Origin of the sequence: Oscillibacter sp. 1-3 (assembly GCF_000403435.2) — a bacterium.
Taxonomy (GTDB): domain Bacteria; phylum Bacillota; class Clostridia; order Oscillospirales; family Oscillospiraceae; genus Oscillibacter.
In genome coordinates, this window is record NZ_KE159709.1 from 536816 (window position 1) to 554625 (window position 17810).

At 56.2% G+C, this 17810-nt stretch carries 22 protein-coding genes; 12 read left to right on the top strand and 10 right to left on the bottom strand.

Features of this window, described 5'->3' with window-relative positions:
* Nucleotides 1-40 precede the first annotated feature (40 nt).
* Nucleotides 41-2575, bottom strand: a complete 2535-nt coding sequence (locus tag C816_RS15150) for a hypothetical protein (protein ID WP_016323271.1) — start codon at nt 2573-2575, stop codon at nt 41-43.
* Between the two features lie 103 nt (nt 2576-2678).
* Here C816_RS15150 and C816_RS15155 point away from each other — a divergent pair, with 103 nt between their 5' ends.
* Complete coding sequence (locus C816_RS15155; protein WP_016323272.1) at nt 2679-3245, top strand: TetR/AcrR family transcriptional regulator; 567 nt, start codon at nt 2679-2681, stop codon at nt 3243-3245.
* Between the two features lie 208 nt (nt 3246-3453).
* On the opposite strand, the gene C816_RS23835 is transcribed toward C816_RS15155, so the two are convergent.
* The 9 genes from C816_RS23835 to C816_RS25710 all read right to left on the bottom strand — a co-directional run bounded on the left by C816_RS23835 (nt 3454) and on the right by C816_RS25710 (nt 7420).
* Nucleotides 3454-3606, bottom strand: coding sequence for a hypothetical protein (locus tag C816_RS23835; protein ID WP_016323273.1), 153 nt, complete (start codon nt 3604-3606; stop codon nt 3454-3456).
* A gap of 96 nt (nt 3607-3702) precedes the next feature.
* On the bottom strand, nt 3703-3933 hold the full coding sequence (locus C816_RS25035; protein WP_016323274.1) for a hypothetical protein: 231 nt from the start codon (nt 3931-3933) through the stop codon (nt 3703-3705).
* 114 nt (nt 3934-4047) lie between these two features.
* Complete coding sequence (locus tag C816_RS25040; protein WP_016323275.1) at nt 4048-4527, bottom strand: DUF4340 domain-containing protein; 480 nt, start codon at nt 4525-4527, stop codon at nt 4048-4050.
* Nucleotides 4528-4568: 41 nt separating this feature from the next.
* Complete coding sequence (locus C816_RS25045; protein WP_016323276.1) at nt 4569-4832, bottom strand: hypothetical protein; 264 nt, start codon at nt 4830-4832, stop codon at nt 4569-4571.
* Nucleotides 4819-5055: a hypothetical protein gene (locus C816_RS25050; protein WP_016323277.1), complete on the bottom strand. Its 237-nt coding sequence runs from the start codon at nt 5053-5055 to the stop codon at nt 4819-4821. Before C816_RS25050 ends, C816_RS25045 begins: the two co-directional genes overlap by 14 nt.
* A 36-nt stretch (nt 5056-5091) precedes the next feature.
* On the bottom strand, nt 5092-5406 hold the full coding sequence (locus C816_RS25055) for a hypothetical protein (RefSeq protein ID WP_016323278.1): 315 nt from the start codon (nt 5404-5406) through the stop codon (nt 5092-5094).
* Nucleotides 5407-5438: 32 nt separating this feature from the next.
* The gene (locus tag C816_RS25060; RefSeq protein ID WP_016323279.1) at nt 5439-5870 is read right to left on the bottom strand and encodes a Gldg family protein; all 432 of its coding nucleotides are present in this window, start codon (nt 5868-5870) and stop codon (nt 5439-5441) included.
* 402 nt (nt 5871-6272) lie between these two features.
* Nucleotides 6273-7037, bottom strand: a complete 765-nt coding sequence (locus C816_RS23840) for an ABC transporter permease (protein ID WP_242832213.1) — start codon at nt 7035-7037, stop codon at nt 6273-6275.
* Nucleotides 7010-7420, bottom strand: coding sequence for an ATP-binding cassette domain-containing protein (locus C816_RS25710; protein ID WP_016323281.1), 411 nt, complete (start codon nt 7418-7420; stop codon nt 7010-7012). The genes C816_RS23840 and C816_RS25710 overlap by 28 nt, the downstream gene beginning before the upstream one ends.
* Before the next feature lie 53 nt (nt 7421-7473).
* Between C816_RS25710 and C816_RS15180 the strand changes: the two genes are divergently transcribed.
* The 11 genes from C816_RS15180 to C816_RS15230 form a co-directional block, all read left to right on the top strand.
* Entirely contained in the window at nt 7474-7890 is a 417-nt protein-coding gene (locus C816_RS15180; RefSeq protein WP_016323282.1) for an MATE family efflux transporter, read from the top strand.
* Nucleotides 7891-7980: 90 nt separating this feature from the next.
* A complete protein-coding gene (locus C816_RS15185) occupies nt 7981-8238 on the top strand; it encodes a hypothetical protein (protein ID WP_016323283.1) in 258 nt (85 codons plus the stop codon).
* Nucleotides 8235-8432, top strand: a complete 198-nt coding sequence (locus C816_RS15190) for a hypothetical protein (RefSeq protein WP_016323284.1) — start codon at nt 8235-8237, stop codon at nt 8430-8432. Before C816_RS15185 ends, C816_RS15190 begins: the two co-directional genes overlap by 4 nt.
* Nucleotide 8433: 1 nt before the next feature.
* The gene (locus tag C816_RS15195; RefSeq protein ID WP_016323285.1) at nt 8434-9084 is read left to right on the top strand and encodes a GTP pyrophosphokinase; all 651 of its coding nucleotides are present in this window, start codon (nt 8434-8436) and stop codon (nt 9082-9084) included.
* Between the two features lie 86 nt (nt 9085-9170).
* Complete coding sequence (locus C816_RS15200; protein WP_207636940.1) at nt 9171-10106, top strand: S1C family serine protease; 936 nt, start codon at nt 9171-9173, stop codon at nt 10104-10106.
* A 425-nt stretch (nt 10107-10531) separates the two neighbouring features.
* Nucleotides 10532-12904 carry a glycyl radical protein gene (locus C816_RS15205; RefSeq protein WP_016323287.1) on the top strand — a complete coding sequence of 791 codons (2373 nt, stop codon included), beginning with the start codon at nt 10532-10534 and terminating at the stop codon, nt 12902-12904.
* Nucleotides 12905-13111: 207 nt separating this feature from the next.
* Complete coding sequence (locus C816_RS15210; RefSeq protein WP_016323288.1) at nt 13112-13501, top strand: VOC family protein; 390 nt, start codon at nt 13112-13114, stop codon at nt 13499-13501.
* A gap of 444 nt (nt 13502-13945) precedes the next feature.
* Nucleotides 13946-14770, top strand: a complete 825-nt coding sequence (locus tag C816_RS15215) for a transporter substrate-binding domain-containing protein (protein WP_016323289.1) — start codon at nt 13946-13948, stop codon at nt 14768-14770.
* Nucleotides 14771-15164: 394 nt separating this feature from the next.
* On the top strand, nt 15165-15854 hold the full coding sequence (locus tag C816_RS15220) for an amino acid ABC transporter permease (RefSeq protein ID WP_016323290.1): 690 nt from the start codon (nt 15165-15167) through the stop codon (nt 15852-15854).
* 13 nt (nt 15855-15867) lie between these two features.
* Entirely contained in the window at nt 15868-16620 is a 753-nt protein-coding gene (locus tag C816_RS15225; protein ID WP_016323291.1) for an amino acid ABC transporter ATP-binding protein, read from the top strand.
* A gap of 516 nt (nt 16621-17136) precedes the next feature.
* On the top strand, nt 17137-17810 hold a 674-nt coding region (locus tag C816_RS15230; protein WP_016323292.1), incomplete at its 3' end, for an RNA-guided endonuclease InsQ/TnpB family protein.

Consider the following 17810-nt stretch of genomic DNA (forward strand, 5'->3'; position numbering starts at 1 on the left):
GAAAACACCGTCCGTTCTCAGAAGTTGCTGTTTCACCGTATTATTGAAAAATTCCTGTGATGGCGGTCCAGAAGTCCCGGAACATCTGGGTCACCCGGCCCCAGAAGGTGGTTTCCGCGGCCTGAGACTCGGCAGGGACTTCCCGGGCCGCATCCTCCGTCTTGATCTCCTGAGAGCGGATGAGCACCTGCACACTGACGGGGGAGGGGTTCTCCTCCGAGGTCAAGGATACCGCCGGGGCTCCGGCATCCATCAGCAAGAGGTTGTTCACGTCGCCGGTGTACTCTGTCCAGGTATCCTCGATGATCTGGTCGATCTTCTCCTTGGCCTCCCGGACATCGCCGGTGGCGTCCACGCTGCGTGCGGTCTTCCGCAGCGCCGCGGCCAGACCTGTCAGGCTCTCCTGGGTGCCGCTGTCCAGCTGTGTGCCGGATTCCTTGGCCAGCTTGCGGAAGGAGGTGAGAAAGCCGGTGGTGTCGTCCACGGTGACCACCATGTCCTCCACCAGCGTCCGGGTGTCCTCCAAGGTGTTGTGGAGGCCGGGGACGCGGCGGTTGATGGTGTCGTCCAGGTCCCGGACCTCCGCCAGAAGATCGTCCACCTGGTTCAGAATGTCCCTGCCTACGTCCGCCAGGCTGTCCAGATGCCCCAGGGTGGTGTCCGTTTTTCCCACGAGGCTGCCCAGATCCCCGGCGAGGCCTCCGCCTCCCAGGTGGTTCAGCAGGTTTTTCAGATTTTCCAGGAGCCCTGTGAACCTTGTGGCGTCGTGATCCTGATTCAGATGGGCCAGAGTTTTTCCGGTCTGAGCGTACAAGGCCTTTTGGGCCAGGATCTTGGCGATGTTCTCCGGCGTCTGCTGGTCTGCCGGGAGTTTGTTGATGTCACTCAGCATCAGCATGGCGGTGAAGAAGCCCGCCTTATCCATGGGGCGGTCCGCGCCGCCGGTGACGGCGGCGTAGACCTGCTCCATCACGACCAGTTTTGGCTTTGCGGCAGCGTATGCCGCCGCCTGGTCCGGTGTCAGCTGGCTTGCGCCGATGAGGTATTGAAGGGCCTGCTCTGCCGTCAGCCCCGGCTGGGCCGCCTGGACCTGGGCGACGGCGCTGTCCACGGCCTGTACCTGGCCCAGCAGGGCCTGGGCCTCCGCCGCGCTGGCGGCGGATTTGGAGGCCAGCAGGGCGGCAATTTGGAATTGGGAGTATGTAATCGTCTCCGCTCCGGCCGCCGTGCCGTTCCAAACAGTCTCCAGCCCCTGGACCTGGGTCAGGATGTCCGAGAGCTTTTGCCCTTGAATCTTGATATGCTGCCGGATGTTCTCCGGGATCTCGGAGATGATGCCGCCGCTGATCTGAATATCCAGAGCCTTCAGCAGGGTCTCCAGCTCCTCTAGGCTGTCCTGGAGAGCCTTTAAGTCCGCCGCCAGCCGGTTCAGATTGGCCTCCATACTGCCGCTGCCGCTGCGGATGTCCCGAATATCCCGCTGCAGGTCCCGGAGGCTGTCGTTCACATCGTCCAGACTGCCCCGCAGGCCTACGGCGGCGTCCGCCACGCTGGAGAGGGCGCCGGTGACGTCATCCACCGCGTCCCCGGTGCCGGTGAGATGGCCGGGGAGGGTGTTCAGAGAGCCGCTCAGCCGCTCCAGATCCGCCAGGACCCTGTCGCCGTCCTGGTAGATCTGGTCCTTGCCTGCGGAGATGGTATTCCGGGCCTGGTTCAGTTCATCCAGGCCGTCGGCGGTGTCCCGCAGGCTGCCGCTGAGGTCCATGAAGGTGTCCAGCAGCGTGTCAAGGCTTCCGGAGAGGGCGTCGTAGTCCTCCTCCAGCTCGTCTTTGCGCTGGGAGAGCTTTGCGATTTCCTCCAACTGGCTGAGGGTGGCGGGAACCATCAGAAAAGTCATGCCGCCGAAGGAAAAGTCCTCGGCTCCCACCCGGATGACGAAGTGCTGCTCCTCTCCCGGCAGGGCGATGAACAGCACCGCCCGCAGGTTGCCGATCAGCTGCACCTGAGCCCCCGGAGCCTCCAGGGACAGGATGTCGTCCTGGTTGAACATGGCCATGGCTTCCAGAGTGTAGTTGTACCGGGCGTACTCGCTGGCCTCCTCGTTGGGAACGGCGTCCACAGTGATCTCCACCACGCCGGTCTTGCCCGCCAGATCCTCCGCCCGGACAGCTACCCCGTTAAGGGTGTAGGAGATGGAGAGGGTCCAGGGCAGGCTCTGAAAGGGCTTCGCCGTCTTGCCCTCAAAGTAGAAGTGGGCAGGGGCCTGATCGAAACGGAACTCCGTAACACCCTCCCGGACCACCGGGACGGTGCCGTCGGTGAGGTTCACCACCTGGTCGTAGACGCCGCGGTCTGTCAGGACCGAGGCGCCGTTGAGGGTATAGCTCTTCACCACGCTGCCCTCTGTGAGATTGCCGTAGTAGTCCAGCGTGGCGTAGTAGGCCTCGTCATAGGTGGGGGACACACCGTCGCCGATGGCCCCCGACGCCGCCGCGGGGAGGATCAGGGAGGCGGTCAGGGCGCCGGCCAGCGCGAGAGCCAGGACGCGCGGGCCTGTTCCAGGGAATCGCTTCATGTTGAATCACTCCAAAATTAAAATACAATCAAAACTTTCGACGCCTTGCCAGCGAGCAGATTTTTTGCTATACTGTTTTTCAAAAGCGAAGAGGAGGACGACGATGAACCGCACAAAGCAGGTCCTCAGCGAGACCTTCTGGCAGCTTCTGGAGGAGATGCCATACAGCAGGATTACTGTCAAGGAAATCGTGGACCGGTGCCACGTGAACCGGAACACCTTCTATTACCACTTTCAGGATATTCCCGCCCTGGCGGAGGCCACCATGCAGGAGTGGGTGGACGGGATTCTGGAAAAGCACTTCAACTTCGGAAATCCGCAGGAATGTCTGCTCCCCCTGGTGGAGGGCTGTATTGTTCGGAAGCGGGCCATCCTTCATATTTACCGCTCTGTGCAGCGGGAGGAGTTTGTGCGTCATTTGAACGGCATGATTGATCACGCGGTCAGCGTTTACGCCGACGGGGTGACAAGCACCCTGGAGGCGGATTTGGAGGCGCTGCCGGTTTTGTGCCATTTTTATAAGTGTGCGGGAATCGGGCTGGTGCTGGATTGGCTGGATCGGGACATGGATTACGATATGCCGGATTTTCTGGAGACAGTGTGTGCGCTTTTTCAGGGGACTTTTCAAAAGGTGCTGCTGAAAAAAACGGAGGAGCCGCTGCCGCTTTGACTTCCGCGCAGGCGGCTCCGGCAGGGCCGCGCTTCACTGTATGCAGTTTATCGGAGACGGGAAAAAACAGCAATAGACAAATAAACGGCCGGTGCCTAAAATTTAGGCACCGGCTGTTTATTTGCCCAAATCCCCCGGCGGGCTGACCGCCGGCCGGGGATGACAGAGATAATGGAGAGGGAGGCCTCGGCATCAGCGGCGCTCAGCTCTATTCCTTCAGCCGCAGGATGAAGCGGTCAATTTCGATCTGAACCTCCGCCAGCTGCGCCTTGATTCTCTTTTGAGCCGCTGCGTCGGAGAGCTGGATTGCCAGCAGCATCTGCCGGTTCAAGGAGTACTGCTGATCCCGCAGGATATTCAATGTAGTTCCCCGGTTGAAAAACGCGCCCCGGATTTTTCATAAGTCATGGTGATTCCCTCATATTCTTTCGCCGCCCTTTCCAAAATGCCGGCGCCGCTATTTCAGAACGACCGCGCGGACGGCTTCCATCAGATTGACCACATCGGAGCAAGCGACAAGAGATGTGCTCTCGCCATCCACCGCCGCGAGACAGAGTCTGCCGTCATAACGGTACAAATCGATCTGAACCTCTTGGAAATTCTCATTGTCCAAATGGATGGTCAGGACGATTTCCCGTTTCTGTGTCGGCTGCTGGTCGGTGAATTCCCCCGCGGACAGGGCTTCCAAAGCGGTCTGAATACCCGTGACCTCCAGCGCTTTTTCCCGATAGAACCAGGCGCGTCCGCCGCCGTTTTCCTCGGAGGTAAACGTGTATGCCGCTCCGGCCAGGGAAATATCAATCTACCGGACATCCGCGAAATCCGCCCAGAGCACCTCAGAATGCCGGAGATCGTCATAGGCTGTGGCCATCAGCTCCTGATACCGGTCTGCGGAGATCTCGTAGATGATCGGAGACTCGCCGATCCGCACATAGCCCGCCGGAATTTCGGACTCGGTGTCCTGATCGCCGTTTTGGGCCGCGTCCTCCATGCTGTCCTCCTCATAGACGACACTGTAATGCTCACTGCCTGTGAAGCGGATTTCCGCCGCATGGCCAAGGTCTGGAACCGCATCATTTTCGATCATCTGTCTCAGACCGGTGTCAAAATAGTCCAGAGGGTCGCTCTGCGCCAGATATGCGTTTCCGTCCCCTATGGAAATATACCGCAGGGAAGCCATCCTGCTGTAATCTCCCAGCAGGATCTGACAGGACTGCTCTTCCGTTGAAAGACCGATGGTGCAGATGGGATCGTCCAGGCCGTACTGGCCGCAGTCCTCCACGTCCTCAATGATAAAGGCGGCGCTGAGCGCCTGGAACGGACTCAGCAGCTCTTGATTTTATTCTCACTGACCGGAAACGCTTCGTCTCCGTCATAGAGCCAGGTTTCCTCCTTGTGAAACGCCAGCGTGGTTCCCTCGTACTCCCAGGGCAGGGACGTCACAGCTTCCTCGGAGATCCGCAGGATGACCTTGCCGCTGTTTTTAATCTTCTCCTGGCGCTCTTCGATCTGGAGCAGGATCAGCGTTGCGCCGCAGACCGCCGCCAGAATGCCCAGCATCGCGCACAGCTTCTTAGGCCGGCTCATATTGCAGCCTCCTTCTTCTCAATACTACCCCAATACCGATGCCCAGATACAGCAGCGGAAACAGGCCGATCATAACCGCCTTCAGCAGCGAGGCGCCGGAGCCGCTGATTGTCAGATAATTGTAGTTCAGCGACTTGCTGCGGATGGCCATAGCCTCCGTCTCGCCGATTAGATTGCCAAGGGCGTTCATTCCCAGGTTCACGTTGGAACCGGAGGAGGTCATGTTGTATGTGTCCTCCAGGAAATAGGAGGAGGTGAATCAGACGATTTTTCCATCGTCTGCCGTATCAACGGAAACAGCCAGCGCAAAGGGCCCGGCGATGTCCCCGTTTTCCCGCTCATAACTGGTCATCTCAAAACCGGCCAATTTGCTGTAGGCGGCGGCAGAGGTGGTCAGCAGCTCGGTCACCGTTCCGCCGCCGGAGTTTCCGGTGACCGTAAGGCCCAGGGAAATCGGCATCACCGGATAGTAGTTTTCCTCGATCAGTGAATCTGTAATGGAGCCGGCGGACAGCTCCGGCAGCAAAACTGCGGGACCTTGGAAGGTATAATGCTCCCGGCTGCCCTCTACCACGACCCCCTCATTGGCTTCAATACCGTAATTGTTCAGAAGGCCATAGAGATTTTCCAGGATATACCCTCCTGCACGGGACCCGCTATCACCAGAAGCCTGCCGCCTTCCGCGGCGCAGTCCGCCAGCAGCTCTTTTTCATCCTGGGAAATGTCGCTCTCCGGGGCGTAGATCATCACGCAGTCCGCATCCTCTGGAATGGCGTCCATGGTCAGCAGGGAGAGTGTACGGGTCTCGATATTCTCCTTTTCGATCTGCTCGCTGAAAGAGGCCGGGAGATCCTGCTCCCCATGCCCCTGCAGAACATAGAGCGGAGGAAACTCCTCGCTGACAACATAGTCAATAGCGGAAGTGATTGCGTCCTCGCCGTCGAAGCCGGTAACGTCGTATGTGCCGGTGTACAGATTCGCCTCGCCCCGGTAGATGACATTGATGCTGATGTACCGGCTTTTGCTGCCGCACTCCACAATGAGGCTGTTGTTCTGTACGGTTTCGTCCGTATACTGTTGGACAAAGGTAGGGTAGACGTCCGGGTTCTTTTTTCTCGACCCTCAAATGGTCCGACAGGCTCTCGTATTTACTCAAAAGATTTTCAATGATCTCGTCCTTCGCCCCGGCCTGCACCACCCAATAGATGGTCACGTCCTGGTCCGGCGCGTTGACCACCACCTTGTTGTTGCTGGTGACGGAGTAGAGCTTGGAGGCGCTGATCTCATACTTTGTCAGCGCTGCAGGCAAGGCGGAGACAAACATGTTTACCGCGATTAAAATTGCCAGCGCAAGGGCGGAGACTGCAGCGGAATAGGAGCCGCCGCGAAGGGCGTTTCGGCCGTCTGCCCCGCCGGTGAGATGGGCGTTCCACGCTTTCATCAGTTGTACCTCCGTTTCTCCAGGGACTGGATGGACAAAAACAGGAAAAATACAATTACGCTGCAATAGTAGGTGATCGCGGTCAGATCAAAGACCCCGTTGACAAAACCGGCAAACCGGTCAAAGAGGGACAGCTTTGTCATAATACTGGGCAGCAGACCCTCAAATACTGTGCTGTTGGCGAAATTGACGGCTGCGACCAGCGCCATCAGTGCAAACCAAACCGCATAGGCCAGATTTCCGTTCCCGGTCAGAAATTTAAAAACCCAGCCCAGGCCCAGGATCGGGATTACCAGCGCCGCGGTAGACCCGAACGCGGTTGCGGAGACGTACTCCGACAGGCTGACGCTGTAATCATTCAGCAGGATCACCACAATTCCGATCCCGGCGGCGAACCCCTGGTTGTCAGTCAGCGAGGAGATAAACACGCCCAATGCAATCAGCGCGGCCCCCATGATGAAAAGGGCCAGAATGGAGCCGTAGGATGTGGGCAGATACACCTCTCCAAATTGAGCAAAGATCAGCGGATACACCGCAATCATGCCCAGGGGGATCATATAGACTGCCAGCAGCGCCAGATATTTGCCCACGATGATCTGCACGGTGGTGATAGGAAGGGCGTACAAAAGCTGGTCGGTCCGCTGCTTCCGCTCCTCCGCGGTGACCCGCATGGTCAGGATGGGAACGATGGCGGCGCAGATCACGCTGAAACAGCTGAGCGCAAATTCAAAGTTGCTCACAGCTGCCTCGATATTGTAGAGCATGGCTCCAAGGCCCGCGGCCAAAAGCCGGCCCCCGCCCCCTCCACCGTCAGGTCCAGAATGCTGCCGATGCCGCACAGGAGCTTCCATACTTCCTCCGTGGCGGCATCAGAGGTCAGCGCCACTTCATTGGGGGACAGCAGGTGTTTCTCCAGATTTTCCGGCGTGTCAAAGGCCGCCAGCTTTCCCCTGGCGATCATGATCATCTGGTCGCAGATCGTCTGGACCTCGGAGAGAATATGGGAGCTGAAAATAACGGTGTGGGGCTGCCCCAATTCCTTAATCAGATCCCGAATTTCGATGATCTGGATGGGGTCCAGGCCCACGGTGGGCTCGTCTAGGATGATGACCTTGGGACTTCCCAGCAGGGCCTGCGCGATGCCCACCCGTTGCTGGGCTACTGCATCGGCGCAAGGCTTTGGGGTGTTTCAGGCAGATCATGCGCTTTTCCATTCTCTTCTCTCTGGGCCTCAGCGCGGTTATGACGGGATTGTGCTATCTGCTCCGGGATTCAGTGATCTGCGTATTTTTATCGGAACCGGCGTCGTCTGACTACGCGCTCGCCTTCACAAATATCCTGCTGACCACCAGTTTCCTGTTCGGCGTGTTCTATGTGCTGACCAACGCTTTGCAGGCCATGGGCGCGGCGGCGCAGGCCCTGATAATCAGCCTCAGCCGCCAGGGCATCATCTATATTCCGGCCCTGTACATCCTCCAGGCGCTGCTGGAGGCGGAGGGCCTGGCCTGGGCCCAGCCGGCAGCCGACCTTCTCTCTACCGCGTTTGTAGCCGCGCTGTATTTGCGGACATCCCGCAGACTGATGGCAGCGGCAGACCGTCCCTGTGAAAAAAATTGATTTCCAGCCTTTTTTAAGTTGTTTTTGGGTTTGGCAGCTATACTGGTGTCATAGTCTCAATGATAGAGAAGCGGCCGGAAGGAGGTTCCTATGCTGTGTGTCCCCCAAATAGGGGCCGCTCTATTGCTGCTGCTGATCTTATCCGGCTGCGCGGGTCCGGACGCCTTTTCCGAGGAGGAGGCGGAAAAAGACTTGCTTTTCCTTGCGGCGCTGTTCCAGACGGAGAATGGGGACGCGCTTCAAGGCGGCGCCGCTCGGTTTTCCACTGAGGAAACCGGCGGAACCTGTCTGTTGGACAGCGGCGGAGAGGTCAGCGTTTCCGGCGTTCCGAGAAGCGGCGAGCCATGACGCTCTCCTTTTCTGAGGGAGCTGTGATCGACGCCACTGCCGGCGAGGACGGCGTGGGACATATCACGATCCGAAATGACACAAATGAGGTGGCATTGGTCTTTGTCCTGGCGGAAGACGGTACTCTGCGGTGTGCGCTTTGGCTGACAAGAGCCGTTTTGCCTCACGGGGACGAATTGCGGAAGGAAGCTTGATATGGAGAATTTTTTGTTGGATATTACCGGCGCGGAGCATGAGTTTTACGGGGAATATCTGATTCTTTTAGAGGGGGCGATAGAAGAATTTCTCTCCTGTGTCCATATGATCCGCCGGTATCAGATCAGCCGGGGACAGAGAGATCCCATCGCCTCGTTTCAAGCCAGAATCAAAAGCGCGGCGAGCATGAAAGCGAAGCTGGAACGCCAAAAGCTCCCCGTTACAGCAGACAGTGCACTCCGGGACGTGCAGGACGCGGCGGGAGTACGGCTGATCTGCCCCTTTGTGCAGAACATTGACCAGACGGTTGCGCTGATTCGAAAAATCCCAGGCATTGAAATTCTGAAAGAAAAGGACTATATCCGGCGCCCAAAGCCAAACGGATACCGCAGCTATCACATGATTCTCTCAATGCCCTTGCGGTTTTTGGAGAGGGAGCCGGAGCATCCGCTTCCGGCTGGAGGCCAGCTCCGCACCATCGCCATGGACTGCTGGGCCAGCATTGAACACCAGCTGAAATATAAACGGGACATCGCGCATCAGGCGCTGATTGTCCAGGAACTGAAACACTGCGCGGACGGGATCGCCTCCACGGATTTGTCCCTGCAAACCATTCGGGAGCTGATGGAAGGCCCGATGGAAATTACGTGACGGAAAGGAAACGCCATATGAAAGAATTACAAAAACGGATTGCACCAGTCCTCTGCACAGTTTTACTGTGCATTGGAGCTCTGGGCATGAACGCATCTGCCGCCTCCCTGGTTGTAATCGACCTGGCGGACATAGTGGACCAGACACTCCCCAGTGTGGTAGAAGTGTTTACGGAGACCAAACAGGTCAGCGGCTGGTACGGGGAGTATGTGACGGAAGGAGCCGGAAGCGGCGTGATTTTGACGGCGGACGGCTATATTGTCACGAACCGCCACGTCATAGACGGGGCCAGCACCGTCAAGGTGCGCCTGAACAGCGGCCAGACCTACGCCGCTCAGCTGGCAGGCTCCGACATAAAAACAGATTTGGCGGTGCTGAAAATTGACGCCGCCGGGCTGACGCCGGCAGAGCTGGCGGACTCCTCTCAGGCACGGGCGGGGGACTTTGTGATCGCCGTCGGCAACCCGCTGGGGGAGTTGGGCGGCACGGTGACAGAGGGCATTATCAGCGCGAAGGACCGGGAGATCACCATTGACGGACAGACCATGACGCTGCTGCAAACCTCGGCGGCAGTGAATCCGGGCAATTCCGGCGGCGGACTGTTCAACCTGGATGGGGAACTGGTAGGCGTTGTCAACGCCAAGTCCTCCGGCAGTGACATCGAGGGGCTGGCCTTTGCCGTTCCCGCAAACACTGTCAGGGAGATTACACAGGAGTTGATCCAACACGGCTACGTGACCGGGCGGCCGCAGCTCGGCATCAGCGCGGCGCAGCTCACAAGACCGGGAGCGGCGGCCTATTTCGACCAACCGGGAATCTATGTAATCAGCTCCGCCGCGGACAACGGCTTGAAAAGCGGAGACCGTATCATCGACATTGACGGCACGCCCATTGCCGGCACCGCGGACATCACCGCGGTTTTAGACCGGCACAGCGTCGGAGATCAGGTCAAAATCACCGTCTTTCGAAGCGGCAGAGAGGCAGTTGTCACTGTCAGGCTTACGGAACAAAAATCAGTCTAGGCCTTGTTTGAAAAAAGGCGGAATGCCCAACGGCGAGAGATTTTTTCGCCAATCAAGGCAGATTTTTGCAGGCGGGCTGACGCCCGGCAAGAACATTTAACGCAGAGTGGCGGATCAAGATCCACCGTTTGGGCGTTTTGACATTTTTCAAACAAGGCCTAACTGCTGGATAAAAATTTTGGACATACGCCGGTATGCCTGCTCCTGCCGTACCATTTCAGGTAAAGATGTGTGACGGTATGGGGAGTTGCTCATTGCGGGCGGGTGCCGGATACGGTGAGAGCAATAATGCGGCAATAGTTCGCAAGAAAATAGATTTTTGTCCGCAAGAATAATATTGCATGAAAATCATCTGCCGGGTACAATGGCGATACTATCTCCCGCGATACATTGCGTTTCAGCAGTTACGAAAAGGAGGGTCATACATGTTAAATGAACGGCTTCAAAGAATGCGGAATAAACTGTTTGATTCCAGGCCCTGCATCACGGCGGAGCGTCTGGTGCTGCAAACGGAGGCGTATCAGAAGTTTGCCGGTGAGGCGGTCCCTATCTTCCGGGCCAAAGTGGTTCGGTATATCATGGAACACATGACCACGCTGCTGATGGATGACGAGCTGATCGTGGGTACTCCTACCAATAAGTACCGGGGCGCCAGCCTGTTTCCGGAGTTTCAGTCCAGCACGGAGTTCTATTTGCCGGAGCTGGACGCCTTCCCGGTGAGAAAGACCGATCCCTATGACATTTCCCCCGAAGATCGAGAGACCATCAGCAGGACACTCGAATACTGGAAGGGAAAGTCCATGCAGGATATGTCCAAAGAGGCGCTGCCACCGGAGATCTGTGATCGGATTCATGACGACATCATTACGGTGGGGCTGACCAACGGCGTGTCCGGCGAGACCACCTGCGACCACGAAAAGCTGGTGACGGTTGGCCTGAAGGGCTATATTGAGGAGTGCCGTGAAAATATCAGAAACACCGTCAGCTGCGGTCGGGAGGATCAGGGGAAAATTGACTTTTGGAAGGCCTGCATCATCCAGAGCGAGGGCCTGATCGAGTATGCCCGCCGTATGGCCGCGGAGGCTGAGGCGCAGGCGGCCTGCGCCGATGAAAAGCGGAAAAAGGAGCTGCTGACCATCGCGGAGAACTGCCGGGTGGTACCGGAAAATCCGCCCCGCAGTTTCCAGCAGGCGCTGCAGCTGATATGGTTTGTCCATGTGTATTTCCATATTGAGGTTTGCACCACTGCCAACGGCTTCGGCCGCTTTGACCAGTACATGTGGCCCTTCTATGAAAAAGATGTTCTGATTGAGAAGAATATCACCAAGGATGAGGCCTTGGAGATGCTGGAGTGCTTTTATCTGAAAGCCTGCGAGGTATTCGAGGTGCGCGACAAGTGGTATGCCACTTCCTTTGCCGGTTATCCCATGTGGGAGCTGCTGGTGGTAGGCGGCCAGACTCCCGAGGGCGAAGACGCCACCAATGAGCTGTCCTATCTGTGTCTGGATGCGGCCTCTGAATTGCAGACCACCCAGCCGGTAATGGCCGTCCGCGTTTGGGAAGGCACGCCGGAGGCATTGATCCGAAAGGGCTGTAAAATGATTCAGGAGGGGCAGGCGAACCCTGGTTTTTTCAACGACAATGTGGCCATGCAGATGGCGCTGGGCAAGGGCTGCACCATGGAAGAGGCCCGGGATTGGACCATCGTGGGCTGTATCCAGCCTGGTCCCGGGGGCGGCGGGACCGACGGCTCTCCCGATGCCGGCTATGTCAACATGGGAAAGATGCTGGAATTTGTTCTGCACAACGGCGTAGATCCCCAGAGCGGCAAGCTGATGGGGCTGGAGACCGGCGATCCCCGGGCGTTTCGAAATATTGAGGAATTTAAGGACGCGCTGAAAAAGCAGATCCTGCACCACTATAAGATGGTTACCACCGGGTATAACATCATGCAGAGCATGCATATGACCCGCTATCCGGTGATTTTTGCCTCCATGGTTACCCGGGGCTGCGTAGAGGCTGGCCGCTCTGTACAGGAGGGCGGCGCCCGATACAGTACCGCGGGCCTGTATATCACCGGTGCGGCTAATATGGCGGACTCCATTGCCGCCATTGACACCTGTGTGTTCCAGGATCGTGATATTACTATGGCGGAACTGATCGAGGCATTGGACAAGAACTTTGAAGGTGAGGAGCGCCTGCGCCAGATGCTGCTGAACAAGCCCCCGAAATTCGGCAACGATAATGCCTATGTGGACGGTATCTATCGGGAGATGATGCAGTTTATTGCCCAAAATGTGCAGACCTGGCCGGACGCTCGGGGCGGCGCCTATTCCTTCAATGTCCACTCTCAGACGGTCAACGTGTCCCACGGCGCCGTGTGCGGCGCTACCCCTGACGGCCGCCGGGCCGGCGAAGCATTTTGCGATAACGCCTCGCCCATGATGGGCCGTGATACAAAGGGGCCGACTGCCACGGTGAAGTCCGTGGCCTCCATGGGACAGGCGTCCTTCCACGACGGCGCGCTGTTCAACCTGCGCTTTGACCCCAAAGGTGTGGAGGGTGAAAAGGGTCTGACCAGCATCGAGGGCGTGATCAAGACCTATTTCCAGCACGGCGGCGAGCATATTCAGATCAATGTGGTAGATGATGAGACGCTGCGGGAGGCGCAGCGCACACCCGAAAAGTACAAGGGGCTGATGGTCCGCGTGGCTGGCTACATGGCCTATTTTACCGAGCTGGACAAAGATGCCCAGGACACCATCATCTATCGTACCGCCCATTTCAAGGAAGTGTAGATTCAGGGGCAGGAAAGCTGCGCTTATCGACGGCGCATCGCAAGTCTTTGATCCCCCATCAGACAAGCGTGTGGAGGAGAGGCGGCATCTCTTCCAGATACTTGCCGGCATGGAGGTCGAGATACTGGGCAGAATATCAGAAGCCCGGGAACGCAATACCTCATTTCAAGAAGTATCAGAGCAGACATTTTTTAAGGAGGACGCAGCATGTACATTGCCAACACGGGACTGTTTGTCAAGGATCTGGAGGGGGCCAGAAAGTTCTTTGAGGACTACTTTGGCGCCAAGGTGGCCTTTTCCTACAATGAGCCGGAAAATCAGTATTATTCCTACATCATGGACGTGGGCACCGGCGCCCGCCTGGAGCTGATGACCAAGCCTGAGATTGTGGACGAGAAGAAGGAGCCCAACCGCACCGGCTTTGCCCACTTGTCCATTCGTGTGGACAGCCGCGAGAAACTCAATGAGGTCATCGCCAAATTCCACGCCGCAAATTACAAGATTTTTTATGAGCCCGCCACAACCGGCGGCCGCGAGGTCCGTGCCGTCACTTTTGAGGATAATGTCCTGGAAGTCAGCTGCGAGGAGGGCCAATAAGCTCTGTGTGAGCGTCGCGGTACAACGCTGCCAGCCGCCCTTATGGGCGGCTGGTTTTTATCGTGGCACAGCTGGAAGAGGCACAGCGGCGGCTTCAGTTCTACCAGGATTTGTATGGCGTTTAGAGGATTGAAAAGAGCGGGACTGCGTAAATTGCGGAAAGGAATTTGTGTATTTTTTTAACAAGTTGGAGAAGAAAAACGGTGTATGAGGAAAAAATAAGTGCAATATTACGGCGCGGTGCACAAGGAGGAACGCAGAGGACTTCATCAGTGTTGTGCAAATTGACACATGATGCGGCATTGTTGAAAGGTCAACAATTGCTAATTAGATTGCTATTAGGCACAATAAACTTGCGTTACTATTTGATGCGAAGTATAATTAACATGGGCAATCCAAAGAACGTCCAACGCAAACAAAAAAGATGAAGGAGAGAGTACAAAAATGAAACGGTTTATTTCTGCAATCATTTGCCTCATTCTTGTCGTTGCGCTGGTTGGCTGCGGCCAGAACAATGCTGCCCAGGATGAAGGCAAGAGCGGCAGCGCTGCTGCGAGCCAGCTGGATGCCATCAAATCCGCCGGTGTGTTGAAAGTTGGTATTGAAGGTACCTATAAGCCCTATACCTATCATGATGAGAACGACAACCTCACCGGTTACGACGTGGATCTGGCTAAGGCCATTGCTGAGAAGCTGGGTGTAGAGGTAGCGTTCACCGAGGCCGCATGGGACTCCCTGCTGGCAGGCATTGATTCCGGCCGTCTGGATACGGTTATCAACACCGTGGGTATTACTTCCGAGCGTCAGGAGAAATATGACTTTGCCGGACCGTATCTCTACATCCCTCGTCAAGTGGTTGTCAGGTCAGATAACGATACGCTTCAATCCTGGGATGACCTGAAAGGAGCCAAGGTTGCCACCAGTAAGGCCTCTACCACCGGCCAGATTTATGCCGAGGCCGGTGCGGAGATTGTGCTGATTGAGGGCACTGACCAGGCTGCACAGACCGTACTTTCCGGACGTGCCGATTTCTGCAACTTCGATCCCACTACGCTGAACGACTATCTGGACGAGCATCCCGAGGCCCAGCTGAAGGTCGCTTTCATGGTGCCCGGCCTGTCTGAGGAGTACGGTATTCCTATTTTGAAGGGTCAGACGGAATTCTATGACGCGGTCAATCAGGCGCTGGATGATCTGCGCAGCGAGGGTGTTCTGGAAGAGCTGTCCCAGAAGTATCTGCGGGGCGATTATACGAACCCTGTTGAGTAAGCCGGCAGTCGATTAACCATCGCAAAAAAATTCAGAAGCTTTATCAATCGTCTCAGCACACAGCTTTGCGGTTAAAATCGCCGTTGACTGCGCTAAAATTTTACCAAACAAGTTTTCCGTGTTTTCCCCTTTTCAACAGCGATTACAGCCGTATCTGTGTACTTTGTCGATTGGTACAGCTTTAGGCCCTGTTTGAAAAATGTCAAAATGCCCAAACAGCGGTTTTTCCGCCGCTCTGCGGTGATCTTCTCGGCTTCCAAAGCGCGGCGGAAAATCGTCTCAACTGGCGAAAAACCTCTCACCGCTGGGCATTTCGCTGTTTATCAAACAAGGCCAGGAAAAGACCTGTGCCGTGTACGTGCGGTAGATATATAATGTAAAAGGGAGACCCACAATGAGTTCTAGAGTATTTAATATACTTGTCACGGCATTTCCGCAGATTGGTCTGGCGGCCATCAAGCTGACGATTCCCCTGACGGTTTTGTCCTTCATTTTTGGCTGTTCTATCGCCCTGTTTCTGGCGTTGGTGCAAGTGGCAAACATCAAGGGGTTAAAACAGTTCGCAAGATTCTATATCTGGATTTTCAGAGGTACGCCCCTGATCGTTCAGCTGTTTATTATCTTTTTCGGCCTGCCCTCTCTGGGTATTATCATTCCGGCGTTTCCATCTGCCATCATTGCCTTTTCCATGAACCTGGGCGCCTATACAGCGGAGATTTTCCGCTCCGCCATCATGGCGGTGTCCAAGGGTCAGTGGGAGGCCGCCTCGATGATCGGCCTGACCTATCCCCAGACGATGGCACGGGTTATAATGCCGCAGGCATTTCGCATTGCGTTCCCGCCGCTGTTCAACTCGCTGATTGGCTTGACCAAGGATACCTCTTTGGCATCTTGCATTACCATCGTGGAACTCTTCACCAAAGCGCAGCAAATCTCCGCCAGCGTGTTCGAGCCTTTTGCGCTGTATTGCGAGGCGGCGGTGTTCTATCTGATCATCTGCACGGTCCTTACCTGGGTGCAGAGCCGGTTGGAAAAGAAGATGGTATGGGACAAGCCCAAAGCCGTAAGGGCTGCCCGTCAGTAATGGGGGATTGATCATGAGTAACAGCATGTTAGAAGTAAAGAACATATACAAATCCTTTGGCGAGAATCAGGTGCTCAAGGGCGTCAACTTCTCTGTGGATAAGGGCGATGTAATCGCCGTCCTGGGCAGCAGCGGCTCCGGCAAGACTACGCTGCTCAAGTGCATCAGCTTTTTGGAACCGGCGAACAAGGGCGAGATTACGTTCGACGATTTTCACAAGGATATTACCAAGGTGACAAAAAAAGAGATCCGCCAGCTGAGGATGAAGATGGGCTTTGTATTTCAGAGCTTTAATCTGTTCCGCAATATGACCGCGCTGGAAAATGTGGAGGAGGGTTTGATTCGCGCCCGTAAGGTGCCCGCTGTTGAGGCGGAGAAGATCGCCTTTGAAATGCTGGATAAGGTGGGTATGACCGAGCGGGCTTATCACTATCCGGATCTGCTGTCCGGCGGACAGCAGCAGCGTGTGGCCATTGCCCGGGCACTGGCCATCAATCCCGAGGTGATATTGTTTGACGAACCTACATCTGCGCTGGACCCGGAGCTGACCGGCGAGGTATTGGAGGTCATGCGCCAGCTGGCCTATGACGGCTCCACCATGGTGGTGGTTACCCATGAGATGGAGTTTGCCAGAAAAGTGGCGGACTGGGTGGTATTCATGGCCGACGGCGTCGTGGTGGAAGAAGGCAAGCCGGAGGAGTTCTTCACATCCCCCAAGAACGAGCGGACCATTCAATTCCTGCGCAAGACCCAGAGCGACGGGTGATCTGAAACAATTATAAAACGCCGGCGGGGCAGAGGTGCCTTTATAAAAAAGTATTCCCAACTGAAGGCAGCCGCATGATGTGAAAGTGTCATGTGGTTGTCTTTTCTTACGTTTTCCGTACGCCCGGCGTACGTCCCTGGCGGCGATTTCCCCCAAGCCCACAAAAGGACCGGCGCGGCCGCGCCGGTCCTTTTAAGCCGCCGCCGGCACCTGCTGCTGCCTGCGGGGAGAGAAAACCGTCTTAGAAAAAATCATGTTCCTGTGTTTCATCTTCTGTACGGGGATGCCGGTATCGAAACTTTTCTTTTATAAATAACCAGCCCTCTGATTTGTAAAAGTGTACTTTTACGAACCAGAGGGCTTTGCTGTCTACACCTTTATCATCGGCGGTCTATTCAGAAAATTAAGGGGTTTTCAGAAATTTTTTTGAACACTCATTTTCAGTTTGAAAAGGTACACCATAACAAAATCAGAAGCGCTGTCTCAAGAGCAGAATTTGAGGGGGGAGACGGCCGGATGTATGGAAAAGGCGCTGCCAGGAAGGGCGGGAAGACGCAGTACACCACGATCAAGGTGCGTCTTGAGCCCACGGCGGAGCAGGCGGAGCTGTTTGAAAAAACCTTCGGATGCTGCCGCTACATCTGGAACCAGATGCTGGCAGACCAGCAGCGCTTCTACGCCGAGACGGACGCCCACTTTATTCCGACGCCGGCGAAGTACAAAAAAGAGGCGCCTTTTTTGAAAGAGGTCGATAATCAGGCCCTCATTCAGGAGCACAACAAGCTCTCCCAGGCCTTTCGCGTGTTCTTCAAAAATCCGGAGTCCTTCGGATACCCCCATTTCAAAAGGAAAAAGAACGACCGGGACTCCTTCACGGCCTGCAACCATGTGTTTGAATCCGGCCCCACCATCTACCTGACGAAAAACGGCATCCGCATGACCAAGGCCGGAATCGTCCGGGCCAGATTCCACCGCCGGCCCCAAAACGGTTGGGATCTCAAGCGGATCACCGTGGAGAAGACGCGCGCGGGGAAGTATTACTGCTGCATCCTGTACGCGTATGCGGCGGAAGAGCCGGAGCCCGTCGTTCCGGCCCCCGAGACGACGGTGGGACTGAACTACTCCGTTTCGCATTTCTATGCGGCGGACGACGGCAGCACGGCAGATCCCCCCCGGTGGATGAAGCAGTC